Consider the following 26,186-nt stretch of genomic DNA (forward strand, 5'->3'; position numbering starts at 1 on the left):
AAATAATTTCGGCCGGCCAATCCGCTGCATTTTCGTTTTGGCAGGATTTTTTCAAAATAGAGTACTTCCGTCGCAAATTCGGTGCAACTTAGCCTTGTGCTACTGTGCCTTTTTGCTACCGACGAAAACAGCAGGGCACTTATTTAGCCGTTGTTGGCGTTTTCAGGTAAACCGGCTCATCATGCCTTGCGTAAGCCTCAGAGCCGCTTTTACTTAAACTTGATTTTACCATCTTACTGCCATTTCCATGTCTTCCCCCCGACTCAAAATAGGCCTATATGCCTCCTTGGTGTTGGCCGTCTTTGTGCTGGCTTCCTACAAATTGTACCGGCGCAACGACGCACGCGCACCCCAGAAAGACGAGGTTCTGATTAAGGCCATGTTGCAGGGGCTCACCGTCGCGCACTACCAGCCCGAGAAGATAGACGACACCTTCTCGAAGCGCGTGTACGACTTGTATCTCAAGCGCCTAGACGTCAACAAGAAGTTCTTGCTTCAGACAGACGTAGCCCAACTAGCTAAGTACCAAAACGATATCGACGACGAGGTAAAACGTGGTTCGCACGAGTTCCTCGACCTGAGCACCCAGATGGTGACGCAGCGTACCAAGGATATCCAAGCCTTGTACCGCGACATCCTGTCCAAGCCCTTCGACTTCACGACCGAAGAGTCGTTTGAGACAGAACCCGATAAGATGACGTTTGCAGCCGACAAAGCTGCCCAGCGCGAAGATTGGCGCAAGTTCCTGAAGTATCAGACCATGATCCGCGTGTCGGAGATGATGGACGAGCAGGCCAAGAAGAAAGACAAACCGCTGGCAGCTACTTCGGTAACGCCTTCTGCTGCAACCACTTCTGAGCCAATTCGCACTCCTGCCGAAATGGAAGTCGAAGCCCGCAAGCGTGTGCTAAAGTATTTCGACGACCAGTTCAACGACTTGCTCCAAAACGACGCCGACGATCGCTTAGCCGTGTATGCTAATACGATTGCTAATACATATGATCCTCATACTGAGTATTTTGCACCAAAAGACAAAGACGCTTTCGATTTGGCCATGACGGGCCGTTTTGAAGGCATCGGCGCCACGTTGCAAGAGAAGGATGGCCAGATCAAAGTAAACGACATTGTGCCCGGCAGTGCTTCCTATCGCCAAGGAGAGCTGAAAGCCGGCGACATTATTCTGCGGGTAGCGCAAGCAGCTGAAGAGCCCGTATCGGTAGAAGGCTGGCGCTTGGACAAAGCCATCACGCTTATTCGAGGCAAGAAGGGCACCGAAGTGCGCCTGACGGTCCGTAAGGCCGACGGCAGCACGAAAGTGATCCCTATTGTGCGCGACGTGGTGGTAATCGAAGAAACCTACGCGCAGTCGGCTACAATCAACGAAGGCGGCAAGAAAATCGGCTACATCAAGTTGCCAGGCTTCTACGCTGACTTCAACGAAAATGGTGGCCGCAGCAGCGCCGAAGACGTAAAGAAAGAGCTGGCCAAACTGCAACAGGAAAACGTGCAGGGCGTGGTACTTGACCTGCGCTTCAACGGCGGTGGCTCTTTGCAAGACGCTGTAGAAATGGCTGGTCTGTTCATCGACAACGGTCCTGTGGTGCAAGTAAAAGGTAGCCAAGGCGCCGCTAGCGTTCTGACCGACAAAGATCCACGCGTACAATACAGTGGCCCGCTGGTCTTGCTGGTGAATAAGTACAGTGCTTCCGCTTCCGAGATTTTGGCGGCCGCTGTGCAGGATTACAAGCGCGGCGTGGTAATGGGGACTACTACCTACGGCAAAGGCACGGTGCAGCGCATCTTCGATCTGGACGATGCTTTGCCTTCTGAATTCAACAATCTGAAGCCTTTCGGCTCGCTGAAGCTGACGACGCAGAAGTTTTACCGGATCAACGGTGGCTCTACCCAGTTTAAAGGTGTAGTTCCGGACATCATGGTGCCCGATGCGTATGCTTTCCTCGACCAAGGCGAAAAGGAATCGGATTATCCGTTGAAGTGGGATGAAATCAGCCCAGCTCGTTATAAGACCTGGAACGACGCTCCACAAATTGCCAAGCTCAACGACAGCAGCAAGAAGCGCGTGGCTACCAACCCCAGCTTCCGGTTGATGAGCGAAATGGTACAGCGCATGGTCAAGCGGAAGAACGACACGATGGTGTCGCTGAAGCTGGCTGCGTACCGTGCCGAGCAGCAGAAAGCCAAAGTGGAGTCGGATAAATACGAAGAGGTACAGAAGGCCGCTCAAGCGCTAGCTATTGCACCGCTGGCTGTTGATCTCAAAGCCAAAGGCAGCGATTCGGTACAAGTAAACCGCGCTTCACGTTTCGTGAAGCCTCTGAAGAAGGACATCATCCTTCACGAGGCCGTTTCGGTAATCAAAGACGAAATCTAGAGTTTCGTAGAGAAAGAAAAAGCCCTCGTGCCTTATGGCGCGAGGGCTTTTTCTTTGTTTTTTCCGTTTTGACAATTAAATTAGTAAATCGACCTGGATTTCCTGTTCTAAAACAATCTGTTGTTTTATACATAAATTATTGATTATCAACGTTTTATACACTCTTAAACATGGCAAATATTTTTAGTAAATATGCAACTCAAAGCTTACTGTTCCTGTTTACTTAGCATGACAACGATAACGGAAAACAACATCTTCCCGCTCGTGACTGACGAGCAGAAGCAAGCTGAGGAAACGTGGCGCAAATCCATTCCAGCCCAGGTTTTCCTCAACTACTTTTTTGCGATCAACTACCACATCCAGGAGTACGACGATGAGGCGGGTGGTTTGCAACATCTCCCCTATTTCCGCGCGCACCAAGCGGAGTTGACGGATACAGACGTGCAGGCCATCACAAAGCTGTTGCACGCTTGCTGGAGCACGGAGTACGCATTGAGGACCACCGCCGAGTTAGGCGACGAAGATTACCTGCGTAATGCGTTGCACTGGACTTTCCCCCAGGCTTACCACACCATCATGGCCGGTTTGCAGGGCTTTCTGTACACAACCGGGGTACGTTCTAATAATCCGTCGTTGGTGCGCCGCGAGGTAGGCCGATTGGTGGTGAAGAATGCCTATCCGCGCCCGGTGTCGTTCTATGCCGCTGGCCCGTATGGTGACTTCAGCATCCACCGTTTGCCTTTGGCCGGTTATAAGGCGGGGTTGCACATCGCGGCCAAAGAGATTGATGCTCAGGCTCAGATCGGGCAGTTCCTACGCACCACCCGCCGCATGAAAGCCCAGTGGACGCGTCAGCAGGTGCAGGCTAATCCCAACACGGCCTTGCGCAGCCAGAAGACAGGCAAGCTGCTCGACAAGTGGACTGCTTCGCATTGGCAGCAGATTACGTGGCGCTTGGGTTATACCACCATCTTCGACCTGCTAGGCCGTCTGCAAATCTCCCAGACCAGCCGTGAGATCGAGCGTTATGTGGAAGCCGAAATCGACTTCAAGCTGTTTCACCAATCGCTGCTCAACATTGTGAGCTTCCTGAATGGAATTCATGAAAGCTACATCGCGAAAGCAGTAGGTTTGGCACGATATCAGCAAATAGTAGCTGAGCTGCCTAAGCACCTGCAAAACAGCTTCGTAGCCGAGCGTTTGCGTAGCAAAGTCGAGCCGCTACTCACGGGCGAAGCTCCTACGCAGATGAACATTGCTGCTTAATAGCACTGCTTTTTTACCCACTACTGCATATAGACCTAAGCGCCGCCCCACTGGGACGGCGCTTTTTATTTGTGGCGCCCCGTAGTGCCAATGAATCTGTTAAAATCTGCAGTTAGAGTTTACCTTTGCAGGCTTATTCAACGACACTCCCCATGCAGCACCTCAGCGAACAGGAACAGATACGCCGCCAGAAGCTGGAGGAACTTCAGAAGCTCGGCATCGAGCCGTATCCTTCCGAGCTATTCGATGTGAATTTTTACGCCCAGGAAATTCTGGACAACTACCATCCTGAACTCAACAACTTCCAGGACGTGAGTCTGGCCGGCCGGGTGATGTCGGTGCGCGTGAAAGGCAAGGCTTCGTTTGCGGAACTGCAGGACGCTTCGGGCCGCATTCAGCTCTACATCAACCGCGACGAAATCTGCCCCGGCGACGACAAAGAGCTGTATAACACCGTGTTTAAGAAGCTGCTGGACCTCGGCGACTTCATTGGGGTAAAAGGCCGCGTCTTCGTGACGATGGTAGGCGAGACGTCTATCCACGTCACTGGCTTCACGCTGCTTAGCAAGAGCTTACGCCCGCTCCCCGTAGTGAAGGAGCGCGTTGACGAAGCTACTGGCGAAAAAATCACCTACGACGCCTTCACCGACCCCGAGCAGCGCTACCGCCAGCGCTACGTCGATCTGGTCGTCAATCCGCAGGTGCGCGACACCTTTATCAAGCGGACGCAACTGGTGCAAGCCATGCGCAACTACCTGAACGACAAAGGCTACTTGGAAGTAGAAACTCCCATCTTGCAGCCGTTGTACGGCGGGGCCGCTGCCCGCCCCTTCAAGACGCACCACAACACGCTGGACATGACGCTGTACCTGCGCATTGCCAACGAGCTGTATCTCAAGCGGTTAATTGTGGGCGGTTTCGACGGCGTGTATGAGTTCTCGAAGGACTTCCGCAACGAAGGCATGTCACGCTTCCACAACCCCGAGTTCACCCAGATGGAGCTCTACGTAGCCTACAAAGACTACTATTGGATGATGGACCTCGTGGAGGAAATGGTCGAGCGCGTGGCGATGGAGCTACACGGGAAAACGGAAGTACAAGTCGGTGAGAACCTGATCAACTTCAAGCGGCCGTGGCAACGTTTCACTATGTACGAAGCCATCCAGCACTTTTCAGGCGTCGACATTTCGGAAATGGACGAAGCGGGCTTACGCGAAACTGCCGCCAAGCTGCACGTGCCACTTGACCCCAGCATGGGCAAAGCCAAAATCATCGACGAGCTATTCGGCGAGCTGTGCGAGCCAAAGCTGATTCAGCCGACTTTCATCACCGATTACCCCGTCGAGATGTCGCCGCTGGCCAAAAAGCACCGCTCCAAGCCCGGCTTGGTAGAACGCTTCGAAGCGATCTGCAACGGCAAGGAAATCTGTAATGCGTTCTCAGAACTCAATGACCCCATCGACCAGCGCCAGCGCTTCGAAGACCAGTTGGAACTGGGCAAGCGCGGCGACACCGAAGCGATGGTGCTCGACGAAGATTTTCTGCGCGCCCTAGAATACGGCATGCCGCCCACCGCGGGCCTGGGCATAGGCATCGACCGCCTGAGCATGATCATGACCAACTCCAACTCGATTCAGGATGTGCTCTTCTTCCCGCAAATGAAGCCCGAGTACACCAAGTCGGAAAACGCGCCCAAAACGGAAGCGCCGAAGTAACCAACGGCATGGGCCTAAAAATCGAAAAGCCTCCCGCGCATGTCGCGGGAGGCTTTTCTTTTAAAAACTAACTTTTCAGCAGAAAGGAAAACGTGAAGAAACTTGCGATGGGCAAACACGATTTTGCTACCAGGTTAATTAAAACCAACCCCTGATAGAAGCTCTACCGCCGGCAATTTTACTTCGAATTACTTTCCGATCTTCTTCTAAGTCGGTTATGGCTTCTTTTACGGAGAGGGCTAAGCTATTGTTGCAAACTGAGCAATAATTTTATAACATATTTACAACTAATTGACTATCAATTATTTGCAATAACTCAGTTAGTCTGAGATGCAATGTATACAAGCCCAGAAAAACGAAAAGCCTCCTGCGGTAATCGCAAGAGGCTTTCCTACTAATCAACTGACTTACCCTTCCAATCGGGGTACTTAGAAGAAGCTTGCGATGGACTGATACGATTTTACAAGTAGGCTAGTAAACCAAAACCTACGAGAAGCTCTATCACTCGGCAATTTTACTTCTGAAACCTCACCGATTTTCTTTCAAGTCGGTTGTGAAGTGGTTTACGAAATTGGAAGACGAGGGTTGCAAATCCCCGAAAAACTTATGCTACAAACCTTGGCCGTAGCTGCTGGCGCCTGGGCGCCCGAGGCCTCCGTCGGGAGCGTCGTCGCCACCTACGTCGCTGAGGCTGGTGCCGCTAGGCGATTGGGTGGAGGCGATGCTGCGGTCGTCGGGGCTGGTGACGGGTTCGGCGCCGTGGTGCGAGCCCGTACCGGTATCGCCGGCCATGGACTGGAGTACTTCGTCGGCTGCCGATTGCCCGGCGGGCTGTTGGTCGCCGGTGGCGCTGCCTTTGAGGTCGTTTACGCGGGCGAGGCCGTCTTTGAGCAGCTTGCTGAGGTCGTCGCCCAGCTTAGCAGCCGACTTTTTGAGGCCGCTGCGGGTTTCGTCGCCGGTTTCGGGCGCCAGCAACAAGCCAGCAACGATGCCCGCTGTTGCGCCGGCGAGCAGGGAGAGAATTACTTTGCCACTGTTGTCTTTCATAGTAGGTAGGCGTGAAAAAGGATGGAAGCGTTGGAGGAAAGCCAACTTGCCGTGCTTGGCTGTTGGTGTACTAACGGCTTGGCCGGAAACTGGGTTGAAAAAAAAGCCTTTCTCAAAGTATGAGAAAGGCTTTTTATCAGTCATCTTTTGAAAAGGTCACACGACTTACAAGTCGTTCAGGATCTTAGTGATTTCCTTTTTGCCTTTGCCAAGCTTTTGTTGCAGACGGCCCAAAAGGTCGTCTTCTTGGCCTTCCACGTAGTTCAGATCGTCGTCGGTGAGCTGGGCATACTGCTGACGCAATTTGCCTTTGGCCTCGTCCCAGCTGCCTTTCAGCTTGAGGCCGCTGCCAGCACCCGTAATGCCCAGATCTTCAAGCTTTTCCATGTAGCCTTTGAATTGGGTATCGAGTTGCTCGCCGTATTTGGAAAGCTGCTCGCCGAGTTGGCCGCTATATTTGGTGGCTGCGTTTTTCAGATTGTCGCGGGTAGCTTTGCCTTTGTCGGGGGCCATCAGCATACCGGCAATGATGCCAGCACCGGCACCAGCAAGAGCGGCGAGAAGGATTTTACCCGAGTTGTCTTCTTCGTGATACGACATGTTAGTAAATGGGGAGAAAGTGGAGGATGAAACAATAGTGTAGCGGCGGTTCTGCCAACGGAGCAGGTAACCAGCAAGCTGTGTGGGCTTGCTTTTAGCCGGTCTGCCTGCCTATACGAAGCACGGCGGCCGGGGTTTTGGGAGTAAGCTAAAAATAGTTGAAGTAAAATATATACGCAAGATTGCCACAGGCGGCTAGCCGCCCGTACTTTCACTTGTTCCGCTCATCCGTCCCTATTTTGCCTCTTTGTATGAAGCTTACTTTCCTTGCCGCCCTGCTGTTGCTGAGCGCTGCCTGTAGCCGTCCTGCGCAGCCGGCCGCCACGGCCAAAACAACCTGCATCGACGCCAGCAAGATTCGCACAGACGCCATTTGCACCATGCAATACGACCCCGTTTGTGGCTGCGACGGCAAAGTATACAGCAACGCGTGCGCAGCCACCAACGCTGGCGTTACTTCTTTCACCAAAGGCGAATGCCCCACCAAAACCAACTAACTTCTGTTCCTGATGTCTGAAAAACGGTATTTCCGCCAGCAAAATCCTTTCCGCGTTCCCACCACCGACGGCAAGCTGATCGAAGAGCACATTGGCCATGCCAGCACGCACACCGGCGCGTACAGCGTGGCGCACATGGTAGCGCCGCCGCAGTGGGGCGAACCGCACCAAACGCCTGAATTTGATGAGATTACGATTGTGGTGCGCGGCCGCAAACGCTTCGAAGTCGACGGCGACGTAATTGAGCTTACGGCCGGCGAATCGCTGCTGATCAAGGCCGGCGCGCGGGTGCAGTATTCCAATCCCTTCGACGAAGAAGTGGAATATTGGTCAATCTGCGTACCGGCCTTCAGTCCCGATACCGTAAATCGAGAGGAATAACTTCTTGACTTTCAGAACAGTACAAGCCCAACCGAGCCGGTTGGGCTTTTTGCTGCGATCGGGCGTTCGTTGTGCAGCTAAGAACGCAGGCGTAGCTTTAAAAGCACGTACTCATCACCATTCGAAATCAAGCCTTTCTTCATGAAACTTAAGTTACTGATAATCATTGCATTGTATTTTTCGCTTTGCCACGCGGCGCAAGCGCAGTCGAAGCTGAAAGCCATCAAAGCCGGCCGGCTGGTCGATGTGGTAAAAGGCACGGTGCTCACCAACCAGATCATCCTCATCGACAACGATAAAATAGTGGACGTGGGGCCCTCGCTGGCGATTCCGCAGGGCGCCGAGGTAATCGATTTGAGCAACGCCACGGTGCTACCCGGCCTGATCGATTGCCACACGCACCTCTCCATGACGCCCGGCGACAACTATTACGAAGACATTTTCCGCAAAACGCCCATCGATAAGGCGGTAGTGGCCCACCTCAACACCCAGCGCACCCTGGCAGCAGGCTTTACGATGGTGCGCGACCTAGGCGGCAGCGACCTGATAGACGTGTCGTTGCGCAACGCCATCAACGCGGGTACTATTCCCGGTCCGCGCATGCTGGTGGCCACGTTTGCGCTCAGCGCCACGGGCGGCCACGGCGACCTGACGGGCTTTTCGCCGGAAATCGACTGGAAAACCAACAAAGACTACACCGGCATTGCCGACGGCCCCGACGAGATTCGCAAGCGGGTGCGCAACAACGTAAAATTCGGCGCCGACTGGATTAAAATTCACGCTACAGCGGGCGTATTGAGCGAAGAAGGCAGCGCCGGTGCGGCGCTCTATTCGCTGGAGGAAATGAAAGCGGCCGTGGACGAAGCGCATCGCTGGGGCAAAAAAGTAGCCGCCCACGCCCACGGTGCGGAGGGCATCAAGCTGGCGGTGCTGGCCGGCGTCACGAGTATTGAGCACGGCAGTCTGCTCGACGACGAGGACATCAAGCTGATGAAGAAAAACGGCACCTGGCTCGTCTCCGACATCTACGACGACGATTACATCCTGTCGGAATATGCCAAGAAGGGCTATCCCGCCAAGATCATCGAGAAGGAGCGCTCGGTGGGCAAATTGCAGCGCGAGAACTTCCAGAAAGCCGTAAAAGCCGGCGTGAAAGTCGCCTACGGCACCGATGCCGCCGTGTATCCGCACGGCTGGAACGCCAAGCAGTTCTTTTACATGGTGAAATTTGGCCTCACGCCGATACAGGCGATCCAATCGGCTACGCTCAACGCCGCCGACCTGCTGGAATGGAAAGACCGCACCGGCTCCATCACCAAAGGCAAGCTCGCCGACATCGTAGCCGTAGAGGGCAACCCACTCGACGACATCACGATTCTGGAAAAAGTAAAGTTCGTGATGAAGGAAGGCTCGGTGTACAAAAACGAGATGGCCAAATAAGCTAGAGCTAAGAAGCTAGCTCCCCTCCTTATTTTCGAGGAGGGGGTGGGGGTGGTCAGCTAGAACTAGAAAGCTAATGTTAGAAACCCAGCGGTCATGCAGAGCGGAGCGAATCATCTCTGCCGCTTCGTTGGATTACTAACCAGTAGAGATGCTTCGGCTGCGCCTCTGCATGACGTTCTACATAAACAACGCCTTTTACCACCCCCAACCCCTCCTTAAAAAAGGAGGGGAGCTAGCTTTTTAGTAGTAGATTTAGCTAGAACACACCTCTCCACTCTTCCCAATCATATCTAGCTATGGATCAGCGCATTATCAATCTTTTCGACGAATATACCCACAAGCCGCTAACGCGTAAGGAATTCATGGAGCGGTTGGTGAAACTGACTGGCGGCATGGCGCTGGCCATGTCGGCGTTGGCCGTGCTGGACCCTGGCTACGTGCAGGCCGCGACCATCCCCGAGGACGACAAAGACCTCGTGGCGGAAGATGTAACCTGGCCCGGCGACGACACCACCATGAAAGGCTACTTAGTGCACCCGAAAGGCCATAAGAAACGCGGCGCAGTGGTGGTTATTCACGAAAACCGCGGGCTTACGCCCCACATCAAAGACGTAACGCGCCGCGTGGCGAAAGCCGGGTACTTGGCGTTGGGTGTCGATGCGCTCTCCCCTTTCGGCGGCACGCCCGCCAACGAAGACGAAGGCCGCACGCTCATCGGCAAGCTCGATCCACAGCAGAACCTCAGCAACTACGTTCGGGCCCTCGAATACCTGCGCAACCGCAAAGACAGCAACGGCAAAACCGGCTGCGTGGGCTTTTGCTGGGGTGGTGGCCTCGCCAACCAGCTCGCCGTGCACGATTCCAAGCTCAATGCAGCCGTAGCCTACTATGGTCAGCAGCCCAAGGCCGAAGACGTCCCGCTAATCAAATCGGCAGTCATGCTCCATTACGGTGGCCTCGACGAGCGCATCAATGCGGGCATCCCGGCCTACGAAGCAGCCCTAAAAGCAGCCGGCGTGCGCTACGAGCTATACGTGTACGAAGGAGTTAATCACGCATTCAACAACGACTCATCGCCGGCGCGCTACAATGCGGAAGCAGCCAAACTGGCCTGGGAACGGACGCTACGGTTGTTTCACGAGCAGTTGGGGTAGCAAAAGACCGCTCCCTCTAAACACAACGCCCCGCCGGTTCCAAGACCGGCGGGGCGTTGTGTTTATGCTCAGCTTGGCTTACGACTTGGGCTGCGGCATGGCTTTGCGCGGCAGTTTCTGGTCGCGCATGGCGGTGTTGTACACGAACGAGGCGACGATCACCGAAGCCTGCTTGAGGTCGTCGGGTTGAAGGCGCTCGTAGGTATCCATGTTGGTGTGGTGGGTGCGCGTGCCGTAATCGAGGCCGTCCTGAATGAACTGGAAACCAGGCAAGCCGATGGCGTCAAACGACAAGTGGTCGGTGCCGCCAGTGTTGCGGGGCGTAATGGTGGTCGCGCCGAGGTCGGCGAAGGGTTGCAGCCATGCCGTGAAGATTGGCGCAACTGCCTCATTCCCTTGCAGATAGATACCACGGATTTTGCCAGTACCGTTGTCGAGGTTGAAGTAGCCGGCCAGCTTCTCATGATCCGGCAGCATCTTCATGGTGGCGGGGTCGCCGAAGTGGTTTTTCACGTAGTTTTTCGAGCCGTGCAGGCCTTCTTCCTCCTCACCCCACAAGGCAATCCGGATGGTGCGCTTCGGCTTGACGTTCAGGGCTTTCAGGATGCGGACGGCTTCCATCATCACGGCGCAACCGGCGGCATTGTCGGTGGCGCCGGTGGCGGCGTGCCACGAGTCGAGGTGGCCGCCCAGCATCACGATTTCGCTTTTGAGCTTGCGGTCGGTGCCGGGAATTTCGGCGATGACGTTGTAGCCCTTCAAATCCTGCGTCTGAAACTTGGTAATGGTTTCCATCTCCACTTCCACCGGAATGCCGCCTTCCACCAGCCGAATCATGCGCAGCTGATCTTCGGGGGCCATTTCAATTTCGGGTAGCACAGGCTTAGTGTCGGCGGCGTAAGGCGCGCCGTTGCTGGTAAAAAACGTACCGTCGGAGCCGCCGCGGGGGTTGCTCAACACGGCGGAGGCACCTTCGCTCATCAGGAACTCCGTGATTTTACCGCGCAGCGCGATGCGGGCGCGGTAAGCAGCCATGGCATCGTCGGAGAGAGCCGGGCGAGCCGACGGGCCTGCCGTGGCGGCCGTCATTTTCTGCAATTCCTCGTCGGTGTAGCGCTTAGCATCCGGTTCAAAACCTGCCTTGGGCGGCGAGGTCACTTCCGTGATCACGATTTTATCACGCAGCTGGCCTTTGTATTTGTCGAGATCGGTTTCTGCGGCGGCTTTCACGTACACAACCTGCTTCTTGATGGGGCCGCTGGTGGAAGGCGTCCAGGCTTTCGGTGCCCCGATCATGGCATGGTAATACGGCTTGGTCATGGCCACGTACGACTTCTCAATGTCCCAGCCGCGGCCAAAATCTCCCCACGGCTCGATGTTGGCATTGACTAAGCCCCACTTGGTGAGCTGCGTTTTGGTCCATTGGTTGGCGCGCTGCAAGCCTTCGGAGTTGGCGAGACGCGGGCCACAGACATCGGTGAGGTAAAAGGCCGTTTCCATTACTTTGGAGCGGTTCAGGCCTTCGTCTTTGATCTTGGCAATCATGGCCTGATCGACTTTTTCGGCCTGTTGGGCCACGGCCGGCGCACTGGCCGCAAAGCTGCCGGCTAGCGCTAGAAATGCTAATTTGTTCATCCAGAAGATATTGAAGGATCAGAAGATTTTCTTGCCTTAAAGAAACAGGAAAAGCCGTTGGGTTTCACATTCTTTCTGAACACCGAGCTTTCTGTAAGCCACGACGGCTGAATATTATTTCGCTTCGTGCGTTCGCCATGCGCAGCGCAGCCTGCCCTCCTTCATACATCCCAAATAAACCCCACTCCTACTGCTCACGTCTAACAAGGTGCCGCTTCATCAATCCGCACCTGTTATGAGTCTTTGGGAAATCATTCGCCGACTTTACCCTTACGTTCTTCCTTATAAGCGATTAGTACTCAGCACGTTGCTTCTGACGCTGGTGGGCTCGCTGGCGGCGCAGGTCAACCCGTTTGTGTTGCGCTACACCGTGGACACGGTGCAAGGCCTACTCGATGCCCACAAAGGGCTCGCACAAGGTCTTGATTTACTGATAGTTGTGAGCGCACTGCTGCTGGGCAAGGAAATCGTGAACACGTTTATCCAGTTCGGGCAGAAGTTTTATGGCGAGAAAATTCGCATCAACGTGTCGAGCACGCTCTCGCAGGACGCGATTCATAAGCTGCTGGGCTATCAGTTAGGGTTTTACTCCGAAAGCGGCAACCAGACCGGCAAGCTCCAAACCCGCATCGACCGCGGCGTTGAAAGCCTGATGAAGCTGGTGCAGAACTTCTTCATCGACATTCTGCCGCTGTTTGCCAATGCCGTGGTAGCCTTGGTTATCATGTTCACGGCCAACGTGTACGTGGGGCTGGTGGCGCTATTTATTCTGCCGATCTATTTCTGGATCAGCTACCGACAGGCCGATAAGCTCAACGGCACGCGCCGGGCCTTGCGCAGCCTGCGTGAGCAGAAAAGCCAGGGCTTAGTCAACCTCATCGATTCGGCAGTGGTCATTAAAAGCTTCGTGCGCGAAGACTACGAGGAGGAAAAGCAGAACCAACTGCAACAAAACCTGCAGGAAGCTCAGCTTCAGACGCGCAAAACCAACTTTCTCTACGACGGCCTCAAAACCTTTGTGGAGCAGGTCGGTGTGGTGCTTATCATCATCCTGACGGCCTATCTGGTCCTCGACCGGCAGATTTCGATCGGGGCCATTATGTTCCATATTCTGCTGTTTAACAACGTATCGGCGCCCATCCGGCAGTTGCACCGCATCTACGACGAGATGAACGAAGCCCTTACCTATTCGGAAGGCTTTTTCGACATTCTCGACGCCGACGACGCCAAAGAAGCAACCGGCCCCATCCAGCCCGATCAGGTACGCGGCACGTTTGAGATCTGCAACGTCGATTTCACCTATCCCAGTGGCACACAGGCCCTTTATGATGTATGCCTGACCATAGAAGAAGGCAAAACCACGGCGCTGGTGGGCCTGAGCGGCGCGGGCAAAAGCACCATCATCAATCTGCTCTGCAAGTTCTACGAGCCCGACCGCGGCAAAATGCTGCTCGACGGCCGCCCACTCGCCGACTACGACACGCACGCCCTGCGCCAGCGCATCGGGCTGGTGCTCCAGAAAAACCACATTTTCAAAGGCACCATCGAAGAAAACATTCGCTACGGCAACATGCACGCGACGTTTGAGGAAGTGGTCGAAGCCGGCAAACAAGCCTATCTGCACCAGCAGATCATGGAACTACCGAAACAGTATCAGTCAGATGCTCAGCAGCTTAGCGGTGGTCAGCAGCAGCGCATCGCCATTGCGCGGCTGTTCCTGAAAAACCCGCCCATCATCTTTCTTGATGAGCCCACCGCTTCCCTCGACGCCATTGCGACGGAGCAAATCAAAAACAGCCTCGACGCCATCAAGCAGGGCCGCACGGTGGTCATCATCTCCCACAGCCTTGCCCAAATCGTGGACTCCGACTGCATCTACGTTATGAAGCAGGGCCGCATGGTGGAAAGCGGCACCCACGACGAGCTCTACGACATGAAAGGCACCTACCGTGAGATTTTTGACGCCTCTGCCCGCAGCCTGAATATTGAGAAAATTGCGCGCGTGATGGCCGACGATGGCGATGAGGTAATGGATACGGCGGGGTAAGGGAAATTCTTTGTTATAGCGGCAAAGTGAGGTGATTGTGCGTCTGGAGCAGATTGATAAGTTTGTAGACTACGGCAAAACCGCGTGTTGCCTGTGTTTCAAACTGTCATTTAAAAATGCTCAGAATTTCTTCCCTTCTTCTAGCTACTGGCCTTTTCTCTTGCAGTAGTCATAGTAATGCCAAAGCTTCGTCGGAAGATAAAATACCAGTAGAAAACATTGTTCCTACTAAAGATCAGAAAGACAGACGAATACAATCTGAGGCTTATTGTAAAGCTCACGGTATTCCCGTTTACACAAACCCTAATTCACTATTCGTCGATTCAGAGGCAGAGGCATCTTTCCGCACGAAAGATGAAGTAGTTGATAGGGCCTTGGCGCTGTGCTACATCGGCTTAAAAAGCGAAGGGCTTGAGCAGCGGTACCTGGCAAAAATGGATGCGGACTTTCACATCTCTTCCAAGCTGACGCCAACCGAGCAAGGATATGCAAGGGCAAAGCGGCCGACCGAACAGCAGAAAACCGACGCCGGTTGGCGCTACGAAAGCTTACACGTCATGCTGTGGGCGTTAAGCTTTGTCGACACCTTGAGCTATCCCGATCGCATGTGTAATGTGGCCAGTGACGTGAAAATCATTCATGACTTATCTGAGAATGATTTTCGTGAAAAAGCTAAGCTGAGAAGCAAAAAGGAAATTCTCGACCAAGCAGATTTAATACTGAGGCTGAATTGGGCGTGCACCAATGCGAGAATGAAGCAAAAACCCAATCCGGGTAATCTCGACCAAGGGGTGGTATTTGAAAGACATTATTCCTTTAATTGGCTCATCAAGTATATGGGCCAAGAATGGGATGACGTCACGACTGACACCTGAGCCGCTCTGCCCTGAGCATACATCGCCTGTCGCTTCTCACTGTTGACTAGTGCTGCCAAACCAGCGAGCCAACAGCGTTACTTTCAATGACCCAACTGCCGCAAATCGTGCACCTCGTTAATACGCTGCATGAACGCTTTCGATATTGCCCAACTCCGCCTTGCTAACCATCAGCTTACCGCGCCGCGATTTACTCACCCCGCGGAAGTAGCGGCTTGGTTTGGCGCCATTCAGGCGCAGGACTATGCTCAGGCCAAATGGGCGCTTGGCATTCGGGTACCGGGAGCTACTGAAGAGACTATTGAGCAGGCATTTGCCGATAAATCCGTCGTTCGTACCTCGTTGCTGCGAGGCACGCTGCATGTAGTGGCGGCGGCCGATATTCGTTGGCTGCTCACCTTAGTGGGGCCGCGCAGAATTGCCGCCTGCGCAACATTGTATAAGAAGGAGGCGCTTGACGACGCCACCTTTGATCTTTGTAAAGATTTGTTAATCAACTCATTGCAAGGAGGCAATCAACTAACCCGCGAGGAATTATCCAGCGTGTTTGGGCAAGCGGGCATTGAGGCCACCGGCTTTCGTTTGTCGCACATCATCCAGAGAGCAGCTTTCTCACAGCTGCTTTGCTACGGCACTCGGCGAGGCGCCAGCCCGACTTTCACCTTACTGGATGAGTGGATTGCCCCGTCCCGGCCCCTGAGTCGGGAAGAGGCACTGGCGGAGTTGGCCAAACGGTATTTTACCAGCCACGGCCCGGCCACGCTGCCAGATTTTGCTTGGTGGTCGGGTCTGACGCTCAAGGAGGCCAAGCAAGGCCTGGAGCTGAACAAGTCCGTTTTGGTCTGCGAAACCCTGGATGGAGAAACTTATTGGCTTTCACCCGCTACTACTGCACCGCAGCCCCCAAATCCCGACACGCAAATACTGGCCGGCTTCGACGAGTATGTGTTGGGCTACCGCAACAGAAGCATCTGTCTGCCTGAAGCTTACACAAGACAAGTGATTACGGTAAACGGCATTTTCAATCCGACCATTGTGCAGAACGGGCGGGTGCTCGGCACGTGGGCACGAATGCACAAAAAAGACAGCGTGGTGGTCACTAAGAAGCTTTTCGGGCCTGTGAGCCAAGCTACCGATCAGGAAATCCAGACTGCTGCCGAGCGCTATAGCCACTTCGTGCGCAAGCCGTTGGTAGTTGCCGAAAACGGTTTTGCAGCCCAAGGCTTCTGAGGCATTACCTTGGTTTTATGAAACGCCACTTGCTGTTCTTTTCGCTTTTGCTGCTTTGCCAATGGGCTGTGGCTCAGACAGTACCCTATGGCAACAACCCCGCCGCCGGCAAGTACGCTACCGTGCGCGGCGTGAAGCTCTACTACGAAGCGTATGGCACCGGCCCGCCCCTGCTGCTTTTGCACGGCAATGGCGGCAGCAGCAAGGACTTTCAGAAAACCATTCCCTACTTCGCCAAGCGCTACCATGTCTTGGCCCTCGACAGCCGGGCCCACGGCAAATCCGTGGATCGCGCCGATTCCTTGAGCTTCGAGATGATGGCCGACGATTGTGCCGCGTTGCTCACCCAATTGCGCCTCGATTCGGCCTATGTGCTGGGCTGGAGCGACGGCGGCATCACGGCGTTGCTGCTGGCCTTGCGCCACCCCGAGAAGGTGAAAAAGTTGGCCGCCACCGGCGCCAACCTCTGGCCTGATTCCACGGCGCTCATGCCGGAACTGTGGCAGCAAATGAAGCGCGGCTACCAGGAAGGCAAAAGCCAAACCTTCACCGACCCCGCCCGCAAAAACGACTGGAAGGTATTTCTGCTCGACTGGAACCAGCCGCACGTGCCGCTGTCGGCGCTGGGCCGCATCAAGGCGCCCGCTTTCATCATTGCCGGCGATCGCGACGTAATTCGGCCCGAACACACAGTAGCCATTTACCAAAATCTACCCCGCGCCTGGCTCTGGATTGTGCCCAACAGCGGCCATGCCACGCTACGGGAGCACGCCGCTGCGTTTAACAGCAAGGTGGACGAGTTTTTCAGAGCCCGATCTATCTTGGCGCCCGCGCGGTAACGCCGCCCCCGATTATTATCGTGAATTGGGCGCGTAATTTGTGGCTATTAAGCATGTACAACCAATGCCTCGTCCACCACGGGCAGCGATCTACTTCCTTGGCACGTCTGTCGTATACTGTTACTTCCGTTTTGGTTCCACCCCGTACCCAAACCCCACCCCATGAAAGTTTTACTTATTCTCTGGCTTGTCCTGCTCGGCAGTGCGGCCAGCGCTCAGCAGGTGCCTTATACTTTCTCGATTTTACCCCTCGACAACGCCACACATAAAGTAGTATACACGGCGGTAGTGCCCGTAGCCGGTGCGTCGAAAGACCAATTGTTCTCGCGGGCGCAGGAATGGTCGGCGCAGCAGGTGCGCGATTATAAGGCCACGGAACTTCGGAACAATCAGGAAGTGGGCGTCGTCCGGACGCGGATTACGCGCAAAAAAGGGCAGGAAGCTTATACGTATGCAGTATCAGTTTCGGTGAAAGACGGATTTTATAAGTACTTGATTACCAATATATTATATACAGAACCCGATTATCTCCGTGCGGGCAAATACAGCACTGGCCCTACTACCACCAGCATCGAAAAGATTGTGTACACCCGGCCTAGCAAGTACCGCGACCAGAAGCTGACCGAAGTAGATGCACACGCAAAAAAAATTATCAACGACCTGATTAAGAACATGTTGCACAAGCCCACCGACGACTTGGCAACCCAATGGTAAGGACTTAGCTATCGTTGAGCTGCTGCGCTAGATCTTCCAACCTTGCATGCCGAGCGCAACCGAAGCACCTCTCTCCCACTTCGGCTGCGTTAGGCATAAGGCATTGGTTATTAAGCTCTTTTAGTGCCTGAATAGCAATTCGCGGTATTTCACCAAAGGCCAGTCTTCATCGGCCACCATCAATTCCAGTTTATCCACGGCACGGCGGATGACGTCGAACCGATCGCGAATGGTTTCGCAATAGGCTACGGCGCGCTCGTGCGTGTCTTCGATCTTGTTGGCCACTTTCCGGCTTTCCACCATCGCGTCTACTTCCGTCTTGATGGTGGACACGTAGCGCGAAATGGCCTTGATGGTATCCAGGGTTACGTTGGTATGGTCGCCGTCGAGGCCAATCTCGCGTAGGCCGCACACGTTGTTAATGAGCTTGGTCTGGTAGGCAATGGCCGTCGGGATGATGTGGTTGATGGCCAAATCGCCCATCGTGCGGCCTTCGATCTGGATTTTTTTGATGTAGTCTTCCAGCAGAATCTCGTGGCGGGCGTGTAGCTCGACGTGCGTCAAGATGTGATGGCGTTCGAACAACGCTGCTGCGTCTTCCCGAATGAGCGCGTCCAAGGCGTGGGGCGTGGTGGGCACATTGGCGAGGCCGCGCTTCGCTGCTTCTTCCTTCCATTCATCCGAATAGCCATTGCCTTCGAAGCGTACATTTTTAGAAGAAATCACGTAGTCGCGCAGTACGTCTACGATGGCGACTTCCTTCTTTTTACCCTTCTCAATCAGGCCGTCAACGGTGGCTTTAAAATCGATGAGTTGATCGGCGACGATGGCGTTGAGCGTGGTCATGGCCGAGGAGCAGTTGGCCGAGGAGCCCACGGCGCGGAACTCGAACTTGTTGCCCGTGAAGGCGAAGGGCGAGGTGCGGTTGCGGTCGGTGTTGTCGAGCAGGATGGCCGGGATCTTGTCGATGCCCAGTTTGAGGTAGATGTTGTCGCCCTTGTCCAGGGGCAGCTTGGCCGTGCGCTCCAGCTCGTCCAGGACCGAGTCCAGCATCGAACCCACGAACACGCTCATGATGGCCGGCGGCGCTTCGTTGGCCCCCAGGCGGTGGTCGTTTGAAGCCGACGCGATGCTGGCCCGCAACAGCTCACCGTAGCGGTGCACGGCCTTGATCACATTCACAAAAAAGGTCAGGAATTGCAGGTTTTCCTTCGGCCGACCGCCGGGCGCGAGCAAGTTGACGCCCGTGTCGGTGCTCATGGCCCAGTTGTTATGCTTGCCCGAACCGTTGATCCCTGCAAAGGGCTTTTCGTGCAGCAAGACCTTGAAGTTGTGCCGCTCTGCCACTTTACCCATCAAATCCATCAGGAGTTGGTTGTGGTCGACGGCCAAGTTCGCGTCTTCGAAAGTCGGGGCGCACTCAAACTGGTTGGGCGCCACTTCGTTGTGGCGCGTGCGCAGCGGGATGCCCAACTTAGTAGCCTCTTCCTCAAATTCGAGCATAAAAGCATGCACTCTACTTGGTATCGAGCCAAAGTAGTGATCTTCAAGCTGTTGACCCTTCGATGGCGCATGTCCAAATAGCGTGCGGCCGGTCATCACGAGGTCAGGACGGGCGTCGTAGAGGGCTTTGTCCACCAGAAAATACTCCTGCTCGATGCCCAGCGTGGTGTGCACGCGCTGCACGTCTTTGTCGAAGTAGTGACAGACATCGACGGCCGCTTTTTCAAGCACAGCCAGCGACTTGAGCAGCGGCGCTTTGTAGTCGAGCGCTTCGCCGGTGTAGGCCACGAAAATCGTGGGAATACACAGCGTCTTCGCCCCTGCCGTCTCTAAAATAAAAGCCGGTGACGTGGGGTCCCAGGCGGTGTAGCCGCGGGCCTCGAAGGTGTTGCGAATACCGCCGTTGGGGAACGACGAAGCGTCGGGCTCTTGCTGCACCAGCGCCGAGCCTTTGAACTTGTCGATGGCCTTGCCTTCGCCGTCGAGGTCGAAGAATGAATCGTGTTTTTCGGCGGTGGCGCCGGTCAGCGGCTGGAACCAGTGCGTGTAGTGCGTAGCACCTTTGGCCAGGGCCCAAGCTTTCATGCCCGCTGCCACGGCATCAGCCAGATCCGAATCGATGGCGTGGCCTTGCTTGATGGTGGCCTGCAATTTTTTGAATGCCGAGCCAGACATGGAAACGCGCATGGCTTCGGTGTTGAATACGTTTTTGCCGAAGCTGGCGGACCGGCTTTCGGTAGCTGGAACAACTAAAACCGGCTTGCGATGATCGACCAGTTCCAGCGCTTTGAAGCGCAAAATTGACATGGAGAGAAGTCCCGTAAGTGAAGGATGGACAATAAAACCGAGCCGGGTAGAAGAGCGCACCGCGTCTGCAACACGCTCTTCTACTGAGTCGGGCAATTAGGCAAAGGCTACGAAACCAGCTCTTTGCGATAAGTTTTCTCAAATTCTTCGTCGACGTGATAGGTCGATTCTTCGTGCTGGCTCAGGTCGAGGCCCAGTTCTTCGTCAGCGTCTTTTACCCGCAGGCCAAACAGCATGTCGGTGAGCTTAAGCAGCACCCAGGAAACGCCAAACGTATAGGCAATCACGATCACGAGACCCAGCAGATGGTAGCTGAACACGGTGGTGGTGCCATGCACCAAACCTACTTTCGCCGCAAATACGCCCGTCAGGATCATGCCTACGATGCCGCCCAAGCCGTGGCACGGAAACACGTCCAGCGTGTCGTCGATGCGCGTACGGCTGTTTTTCCAGTGCACACCCATAAAGCTGACACCAGCGCCCACCATCCCTATCAGGATGCTTTGGCCATAATCGACGTAGCCGGCGGCCGGCGTGATGGCGACCAAGCCTACCACGGCCCCGATGCAGGCACCCATGGCCGTCGGCTTGCCGCCGCGGGCTACTTCAATCAGCATCCAGGTCAGCAGCGCGGCAGCAGAAGCCAAGTTGGTGTTGACGAAGGACAGTGCCGCCGTTTCGTTGGCGCCGAGCGCTGAGCCGGCGTTGAAGCCAAACCAGCCGAACCACAGCAGGCCCGTGCCTAGCAGCACAAACGGCACGTTCGGCGTCGAGAAAGAGGTGCCGTGGTGTGCTTTGCGGGGCCCTAGTACCAGTGCCCCAGCCAGCGCTGCCACGCCCGCCGAGATGTGCACCACAGTGCCACCGGCAAAGTCGAGCACGCCCCACTTGCGCAAAAAGCCATCAGGGTGCCACGTCCAGTGCGCCAGCGGGCAGTAGATAAATAGGCAAAACAGGACGATAAACGCCAGATAGCCTTTGAAGCGCACGCGTTCGGCGAACGAGCCGGTGATCAGCGCCGGCGTGATGATGGCGAACTTGAGCTGAAACGCGAAAAACAAAATCAGCGGGATCGTGGGCGACAAAGCCGGGCTAGGCGCGGTGCCAACGTTGCGCAGCATCAGGAATGTCAGAGGGTTGCCGATGAGGCCGTGCCACGAGTCGCCATAGGCCAGCGAGAAGCCCACGAAGTACCACAGAATGGAGATAACTCCCAGTGCTACAAAGCTTTGCAACATCGTGGATATCAGGTTCTTAGGCCGCACCATGCCGCCGTAGAAAAACGACAGACCCGGCGTCATGAGCAGCACGAAAGCCGAAGCGGTTAGCATCCAGGCGATGTCGGCGGCGTTGAGGTCGGTGGGCGCGGCCGCCGACGGATGCGGCATGGGCACAAAAGCCGCAATGCCGCTCAGCACGAATAACACGAGCAGCGTGAGCGTGCCGTAATTCATTTTGGTGGTGGAAGGAAGCGTGTTTTCCATGGGAGAGTAATCGTTTTAATTCAACCTTCTTTGTTTAAATGAAAAGCCAAGCAGCTGACAGGCCGCTTTTGCAGCGGACGCCCAAGCGCGTTCTTCAGAATTTGTAGACCGCCGCCAATAGCCCGCTTACCGTTGATTTTTTACTGTTGCCGGATTTATCCGCGAAGATGCCCGCGCCCGACCCGCTGCTGTCGAGGCGCACTTCCGGAATAATGGTCAGGTTGTCCTTTCGGAAATTCGCGGAGAGCGTGGTTTCGACGATATCCTTCCCGAAACCGAGCACCGTTTTTTTGTCGTTGAAATACTCGCCCCGCAGCGTAAGCCCAAACCAGGGCACCGGATCGAGGTTGGCATACAGCGCCGAGCCCCACCACGAATGGTAGTTCTGCCAGCCGGTTTCGGTGCGCTCCTGCCGGTACTGCATCGTGCCGTTGTAGGAGAAGCTAATCTTTGACGATGGTGCAAACGTCAGGACCACATCGCCCTGCTGCACGCGCATCGAATCCTGCTGTTTGCCGCCCTGGTAGTTGAAATAAGCCTTTATTTTATCGTCGGCGGTGCTGGTTGCAACCTGCGCGATAAAGGTTTTGGGCATGTGGCTAGCGCTTTTCAGGTCCGTCGGGTTGGCAATGCCGGCCATTAGCACCGTCTTGTCGCTCACCGTGAACTCGGCTTTTAGGCCGGTATGGAAAAAAGGCCCATACGAGAACATGTAGCTCATGCTGTAATTCCGATTCAGGTACGGGTCCACCGACTCGTAGCCCACGTGCGTGGCCCAGCTGCCGCCCGTAATCTTGATTTTGTCGGTGGGCGCGTAGGTGATAAACAGCTGCTTGATCGCAAATCGGGTGTTGGCGTCGTTGTAAGAAAATTCCTCGGCGCGCCGACCAAATCCGACGTCAGCCACCAGGCCTACTTTGCCAAAAGAATGCTCCGCTTTCAGCGAAATCATGCCTAATTCAAACGAATTGTGGCTGTTGGTAAAGCTTGTCAGGTTGTTGTAAGGAGATTCTTTGGGGTTATTAAAATTATGCCGGTAGTACACGTCTGCGTAGCCGGAAATTTTAAAGGGCTTCACCTGCACAGAATCTCCCGGATCGGCAATAAATGGTGAGCACAGCGCAAAAACTGTTGTACAAAAAAGCATACGGTCCGGGTTATGAGTGACACACGAAAAAGGTCATGAAACGAGCCCGCCGGTCGAAACCAAGCAGGTATGCGGAGCCTTTGTTCTCACTTTCGAAAGCACACGGAAAACCAGGGCCAGGATTGCGGCCCGTGCGTCATCCGCACTTAGCTGAAAGTGTATGCTATGCTGTTCTCAAAACTCTCCTGGTCCTGCAGTACCAGTCTACACTAGGCGTTCATTGCCAGCCGGCGCTTGCGGGTTAGTGGCTTGTGTGTAGCGGTAACGATCCATAGGGAACGGCCTGAAAAATACCTGTTTTCCTAAAGTATCCACCCTTCATTTTACCCCTAATGTATAGAATTATATGCATTGCCAAAATAAATCGCCTAAAATTTTAGGGTGCTTCTCATAAATAATGGTACAATCTTATTATGCATGCCATCATATTTTAGGTCTTTTTCGGAAAAATGCCTTTTTTGATACAGCGCTCGCCAGACGTTGTTCCGAGGCTTTCTTTCACCCACGAAATCTTGGCTGACGTAGTGCAGGCATGGAAACCTATGTGCTAGGCGACATTCACGGGGCTTACCGCGCTTTGGAGCAAGTCTTGGAGCGCAGTCCCTTCCGACCGGGCATCGACCGCCTGATTCACCTGGGCGACGTGGCCGATGGCTGGCCCGAAACACCGGAATGCGTGGAGCGGCTGTTGTCCATTCCCAGAAGCATCTGGCTGCAAGGCAACCACGACTGGTGGGCTGCCGAGTGGATGGCTACCCAATTGCCGCTTCCGGACATAAATAAGATTTGGTACTTGCAGGGCGGTAAAGCCACCTACGAGGCCTACCAGCGAGTGCCCAAAAGCCGCCTCCAGCACCATTTCCGAAATTTCTTCGGTAAGCAGCTTCCTTATTTCGAAGACAACCTAGGCAACCTGTACGTGCACGCCGGGTATGACCCCGAGCTGCCCATCGCAGCGCAAGACCCGTACGACCTGATCTGGACGCGGAGCTTATGGCGCTATCGGAAGCCGGCCACAGGCTACAAGGAGTGCTTTATTGGCCACACGCCCACTTGGCCCGCCCACCTGGTGCCCTGCCACCACGAAAACGTCTGGAATCTGGATCAGGGCGCGGCGTACAGCGGCCGCTTGAGCATGATGAATGTGCGCACCAAAGAATTTGTGCAGAGCGACGTGGTGAAGGAACTGTATCCCGGCGTGAAAGGCAGATAAACGCCGCCAACTTATAGCTACATAATACATTGATTATCAATTTATTATGTAACCACTAATCTTTCACTACGAAATAATAGTAGCTACCCGGATGAGTCTTTGGCGAGCTGAGCCGTAAACAGGATGGTCGGGGCGCGATTCTGCGCCTTTTATTTGACTTACAACGCGTTGAGATTCAGCGCTGCCCTCCATGAAAAATTTCACTGTAGAACGTCTTTCCTTCGATACGCTTACCGAACTGCCGAACGCTTGGCAAAACTCCGACTACCAGGGGCTACTGCGCAACATGAGCTACGACAACCCCGAAGAGATTGAGCCCGCGGAGCTGAAAGCCATGTGCCTGATGTCGCTGACGGACTTAGAGCCCAACGAAGCCGCCGAACTTGTACTGAACTACCTGTTTGCTGATCAACTCAATGCCGGCCAAGTCGAGAACCTAGCCCACCAAATGCTGACCGAAAAGCTGTGGGAAGAAAACCCGGAGCTTTCGCAGCACGAAGGCTTTTTTAAAGCGACCCAACTGCTCTACGAAGCCTACAACGGCAAATTTCCGCGGACCGAGGCCGTGCAGTTTCAGGTGCAGCTAACGGCCGCCGAGCCCGATGGCCTGACCGTGTTCGAGGAGCAGCCAGAGGCGCCCGTATTGCGGCTGCTGGCCCAAGGCATGCCGGACAATACCTTGCTCAAACGCCTGTTCAGCGAGCAATTGGCAGGCACTAGCTTTCCCGAGGCGCAGGACATTCTCTGGCAGCTTCGTAAGATCAAGAGCGAGGGCCAGAGCGTGGTCTTTGAAGTTGTAAGCTCGGCGTATTGGCTCGACGACTTCAAATACGCCGACACCTACGAGGCTACTACTCAGGCTGATGCTAGCATTGAGGAAGAAAGCTGATTTCCAGTAGCCTCAAGGCTTCTGAAACAGAAACGATACCACCCGCGGTGTAGTAGCACGGTCGCCGTCGTCGAACCATTCCTGCACCGCGACGCAGCGCAAGCCATGGTGCCGGGCACTTTCCGTGTAATCGGAAATGTGGTGGACGTAGCATTCTAGCTCCCGTACGCCGTGGGCGGTGTCGAAGCGGGCTTTGCTGCCTTGGTACTGCTTGAAGGGGTGCAGTTCGCCAACGTAAAAAAGTCCGCCGACCGCCAGCGCCTCGCTAGCTTGTTGAAACACAAAGTCAAGATTTTCAATGTGTTCCAACATCAGGCTACAGGTAATCAGGTTGGCTGGGGTGCTGGCAAACGCCCAAGCATTGGTAATGTCGGCCTGCTGAAAATCTACGTTGGGCAGCGCTAGTTTCGCCTTGGCTTTGCTCAGCATTTCCACCGAAAAATCAACGGCCGTGACGTGTGCAGCGCGGCTTGCCAGCCATTCGGTGTTTTTGCCGGTGCCGCAACCGATCTCGATGGCTTCGGCAAATGCGCCGGGCGGCACCACGCTTCGGATGGCCAGTGCTTCGATATCCCGCGTCTTGTTCAGAACGGCATCGTACGTCGCGGCCCAGGAATTGTATGCTTGCTGAACGTTCATCGGAAAGAGGTTTAGCGCTAATTCGCACAAAGTTGCAAAAGCTTTTAAAACCAAAAAGGACAACCCGGTGGGTTGTCCTTTTTGGTTTTGGAGCGATCATGTATCCGCAATGGCCATTTACACAAGTCTTTAACAATCAAATGCTTGTATAAATGATATGTTTATTGGTTTTTGACCTGCACGGGCAGGTCTTCCAATTGGGCGTAGCTTAGCTTCCAGGCACCGTCGGCACCTTTTTTCCAGAGCAGGATGAAGTTGCCTTCCCCGATGCCGTGGGGCTGGTCGGGGGCAGAAGGCATCACATCCACTGAGAAAGTACCGGCTTCGTAGGCCAGATGGCTATCGACGTCGGAGCTTACCACGTTGGTTTTCAGATCGGTGATGGTGCCGAGCGTGGCTTTCACCCATTTGTCGGTTACTTCCGATTTGCCTTTGAAGTGCGTTTCGCCTTGCAAAAACTGGGCGTCGTCGGCCAACAGCGCGGTCAATTTATCGGCATCCTTGTTATTCCAGGCGCTGATAAACTGTTGGTTCAGGTCCTGAACGTTGACATCGTCTTTCTTGTCGGAGCAAGACACGAGGAGGGCAGTGGCGAGCAAAAGGCCGGTCAGCGATTTCATGAAAGTAGGGTTTGGAGGGAGGGACGCGAAGATGCAAAAAAAGCCCAAG

The 26,186-nt window shown here is 54.7% G+C and carries 22 protein-coding genes; 14 read left to right on the forward strand and 8 right to left on the reverse strand.

Going from position 1 to position 26,186, the window contains the following annotated elements; genetic code table 11:
• The first annotated feature begins 247 nt into the window (after positions 1-247).
• The 3 genes from FHG12_RS03815 (at position 248) to lysS (ending at position 5,373) form a co-directional block, all read left to right on the forward strand.
• Positions 248-2,392 carry a carboxy terminal-processing peptidase gene (locus FHG12_RS03815; protein WP_139514428.1) on the forward strand — a complete coding sequence of 715 codons (2,145 nt, stop codon included), beginning with the start codon at positions 248-250 and terminating at the stop codon, positions 2,390-2,392.
• A 228-nt stretch (positions 2,393-2,620) separates the two neighbouring features.
• Positions 2,621-3,658 (forward strand): hypothetical protein, encoded by a 1,038-nt coding sequence (locus FHG12_RS03820; protein ID WP_139514429.1) that lies wholly within the window; start codon positions 2,621-2,623, stop codon positions 3,656-3,658.
• Positions 3,659-3,810: 152 nt separating this feature from the next.
• Positions 3,811-5,373 carry a lysine--tRNA ligase gene (gene lysS / locus FHG12_RS03825; protein ID WP_139514431.1) on the forward strand — a complete coding sequence of 521 codons (1,563 nt, stop codon included), beginning with the start codon at positions 3,811-3,813 and terminating at the stop codon, positions 5,371-5,373.
• Positions 5,374-5,982: 609 nt separating this feature from the next.
• On the opposite strand, the gene FHG12_RS03830 is transcribed toward lysS, so the two are convergent.
• Positions 5,983-6,420 (reverse strand): YtxH domain-containing protein, encoded by a 438-nt coding sequence (locus FHG12_RS03830; protein WP_139514433.1) that lies wholly within the window; start codon positions 6,418-6,420, stop codon positions 5,983-5,985.
• Between the two features lie 165 nt (positions 6,421-6,585).
• Positions 6,586-7,020, reverse strand: coding sequence for a YtxH domain-containing protein (locus FHG12_RS21315; RefSeq protein ID WP_139514435.1), 435 nt, complete (start codon positions 7,018-7,020; stop codon positions 6,586-6,588).
• Between the two features lie 251 nt (positions 7,021-7,271).
• Between FHG12_RS21315 and FHG12_RS03840 the strand changes: the two genes are divergently transcribed.
• The 4 genes from FHG12_RS03840 (at position 7,272) to FHG12_RS03855 (ending at position 10,495) form a co-directional block, all read left to right on the forward strand.
• Positions 7,272-7,517, forward strand: a complete 246-nt coding sequence (locus FHG12_RS03840) for a Kazal-type serine protease inhibitor domain-containing protein (RefSeq protein ID WP_139514437.1) — start codon at positions 7,272-7,274, stop codon at positions 7,515-7,517.
• A 12-nt stretch (positions 7,518-7,529) separates the two neighbouring features.
• Positions 7,530-7,898 carry a cupin domain-containing protein gene (locus FHG12_RS03845; protein WP_139514439.1) on the forward strand — a complete coding sequence of 123 codons (369 nt, stop codon included), beginning with the start codon at positions 7,530-7,532 and terminating at the stop codon, positions 7,896-7,898.
• A 141-nt stretch (positions 7,899-8,039) separates the two neighbouring features.
• Positions 8,040-9,338, forward strand: coding sequence for a Xaa-Pro dipeptidase (locus tag FHG12_RS03850; RefSeq protein WP_139514441.1), 1,299 nt, complete (start codon positions 8,040-8,042; stop codon positions 9,336-9,338).
• 299 nt (positions 9,339-9,637) lie between these two features.
• On the forward strand, positions 9,638-10,495 hold the full coding sequence (locus FHG12_RS03855) for a dienelactone hydrolase family protein (RefSeq protein WP_139514442.1): 858 nt from the start codon (positions 9,638-9,640) through the stop codon (positions 10,493-10,495).
• A 78-nt stretch (positions 10,496-10,573) separates the two neighbouring features.
• Here FHG12_RS03855 and FHG12_RS03860 read toward each other — a convergent pair whose 3' ends face one another.
• Entirely contained in the window at positions 10,574-12,130 is a 1,557-nt protein-coding gene (locus FHG12_RS03860) for a M28 family metallopeptidase (RefSeq protein WP_139514444.1), read from the reverse strand.
• 235 nt (positions 12,131-12,365) lie between these two features.
• Here FHG12_RS03860 and FHG12_RS03865 point away from each other — a divergent pair, with 235 nt between their 5' ends.
• The 5 genes from FHG12_RS03865 to FHG12_RS03885 all read left to right on the forward strand — a co-directional run bounded on the left by FHG12_RS03865 (position 12,366) and on the right by FHG12_RS03885 (position 17,835).
• Entirely contained in the window at positions 12,366-14,177 is a 1,812-nt protein-coding gene (locus FHG12_RS03865; protein WP_139514446.1) for an ABC transporter ATP-binding protein, read from the forward strand.
• A gap of 116 nt (positions 14,178-14,293) precedes the next feature.
• The gene (locus FHG12_RS03870) at positions 14,294-15,052 is read left to right on the forward strand and encodes a DUF4272 domain-containing protein (RefSeq protein WP_139514448.1); all 759 of its coding nucleotides are present in this window, start codon (positions 14,294-14,296) and stop codon (positions 15,050-15,052) included.
• A 129-nt stretch (positions 15,053-15,181) separates the two neighbouring features.
• Entirely contained in the window at positions 15,182-16,282 is a 1,101-nt protein-coding gene (locus FHG12_RS03875) for a winged helix DNA-binding domain-containing protein (protein WP_139514450.1), read from the forward strand.
• 17 nt (positions 16,283-16,299) lie between these two features.
• A complete protein-coding gene (locus tag FHG12_RS03880) occupies positions 16,300-17,121 on the forward strand; it encodes an alpha/beta fold hydrolase (RefSeq protein WP_139514452.1) in 822 nt (273 codons plus the stop codon).
• Between the two features lie 162 nt (positions 17,122-17,283).
• Positions 17,284-17,835 (forward strand): DUF4468 domain-containing protein, encoded by a 552-nt coding sequence (locus FHG12_RS03885; RefSeq protein ID WP_139514454.1) that lies wholly within the window; start codon positions 17,284-17,286, stop codon positions 17,833-17,835.
• 120 nt (positions 17,836-17,955) lie between these two features.
• Here the strand turns inward: FHG12_RS03885 and FHG12_RS03890 are convergent, their stop codons facing one another.
• The 3 genes from FHG12_RS03890 to FHG12_RS03900 form a co-directional block, all read right to left on the reverse strand.
• A complete protein-coding gene (locus tag FHG12_RS03890; protein ID WP_139514456.1) occupies positions 17,956-20,145 on the reverse strand; it encodes a glutamine synthetase III family protein in 2,190 nt (729 codons plus the stop codon).
• Positions 20,146-20,252: 107 nt separating this feature from the next.
• Positions 20,253-21,629, reverse strand: a complete 1,377-nt coding sequence (locus tag FHG12_RS03895) for an ammonium transporter (RefSeq protein ID WP_230471282.1) — start codon at positions 21,627-21,629, stop codon at positions 20,253-20,255.
• 94 nt (positions 21,630-21,723) lie between these two features.
• Entirely contained in the window at positions 21,724-22,776 is a 1,053-nt protein-coding gene (locus tag FHG12_RS03900) for an outer membrane beta-barrel protein (RefSeq protein ID WP_139514458.1), read from the reverse strand.
• Between the two features lie 532 nt (positions 22,777-23,308).
• Between FHG12_RS03900 and FHG12_RS03905 the strand changes: the two genes are divergently transcribed.
• Positions 23,309-23,989: a metallophosphoesterase gene (locus FHG12_RS03905; protein WP_139514460.1), complete on the forward strand. Its 681-nt coding sequence runs from the start codon at positions 23,309-23,311 to the stop codon at positions 23,987-23,989.
• Positions 23,990-24,179: 190 nt separating this feature from the next.
• Positions 24,180-24,878 carry a hypothetical protein gene (locus FHG12_RS03910; RefSeq protein ID WP_139514462.1) on the forward strand — a complete coding sequence of 233 codons (699 nt, stop codon included), beginning with the start codon at positions 24,180-24,182 and terminating at the stop codon, positions 24,876-24,878.
• Between the two features lie 12 nt (positions 24,879-24,890).
• On the opposite strand, the gene FHG12_RS03915 is transcribed toward FHG12_RS03910, so the two are convergent.
• Both FHG12_RS03915 and FHG12_RS03920 read right to left on the reverse strand, forming a co-directional pair.
• A complete protein-coding gene (locus FHG12_RS03915; RefSeq protein ID WP_139514464.1) occupies positions 24,891-25,517 on the reverse strand; it encodes a class I SAM-dependent methyltransferase in 627 nt (208 codons plus the stop codon).
• A 161-nt stretch (positions 25,518-25,678) separates the two neighbouring features.
• Entirely contained in the window at positions 25,679-26,137 is a 459-nt protein-coding gene (locus tag FHG12_RS03920) for a YybH family protein (RefSeq protein WP_139514466.1), read from the reverse strand.
• Positions 26,138-26,186 lie beyond the last annotated feature (49 nt).

Origin of the sequence: Hymenobacter jejuensis (assembly GCF_006337165.1) — a bacterium.
Lineage (GTDB): Bacteria > Bacteroidota > Bacteroidia > Cytophagales > Hymenobacteraceae > Hymenobacter > Hymenobacter jejuensis.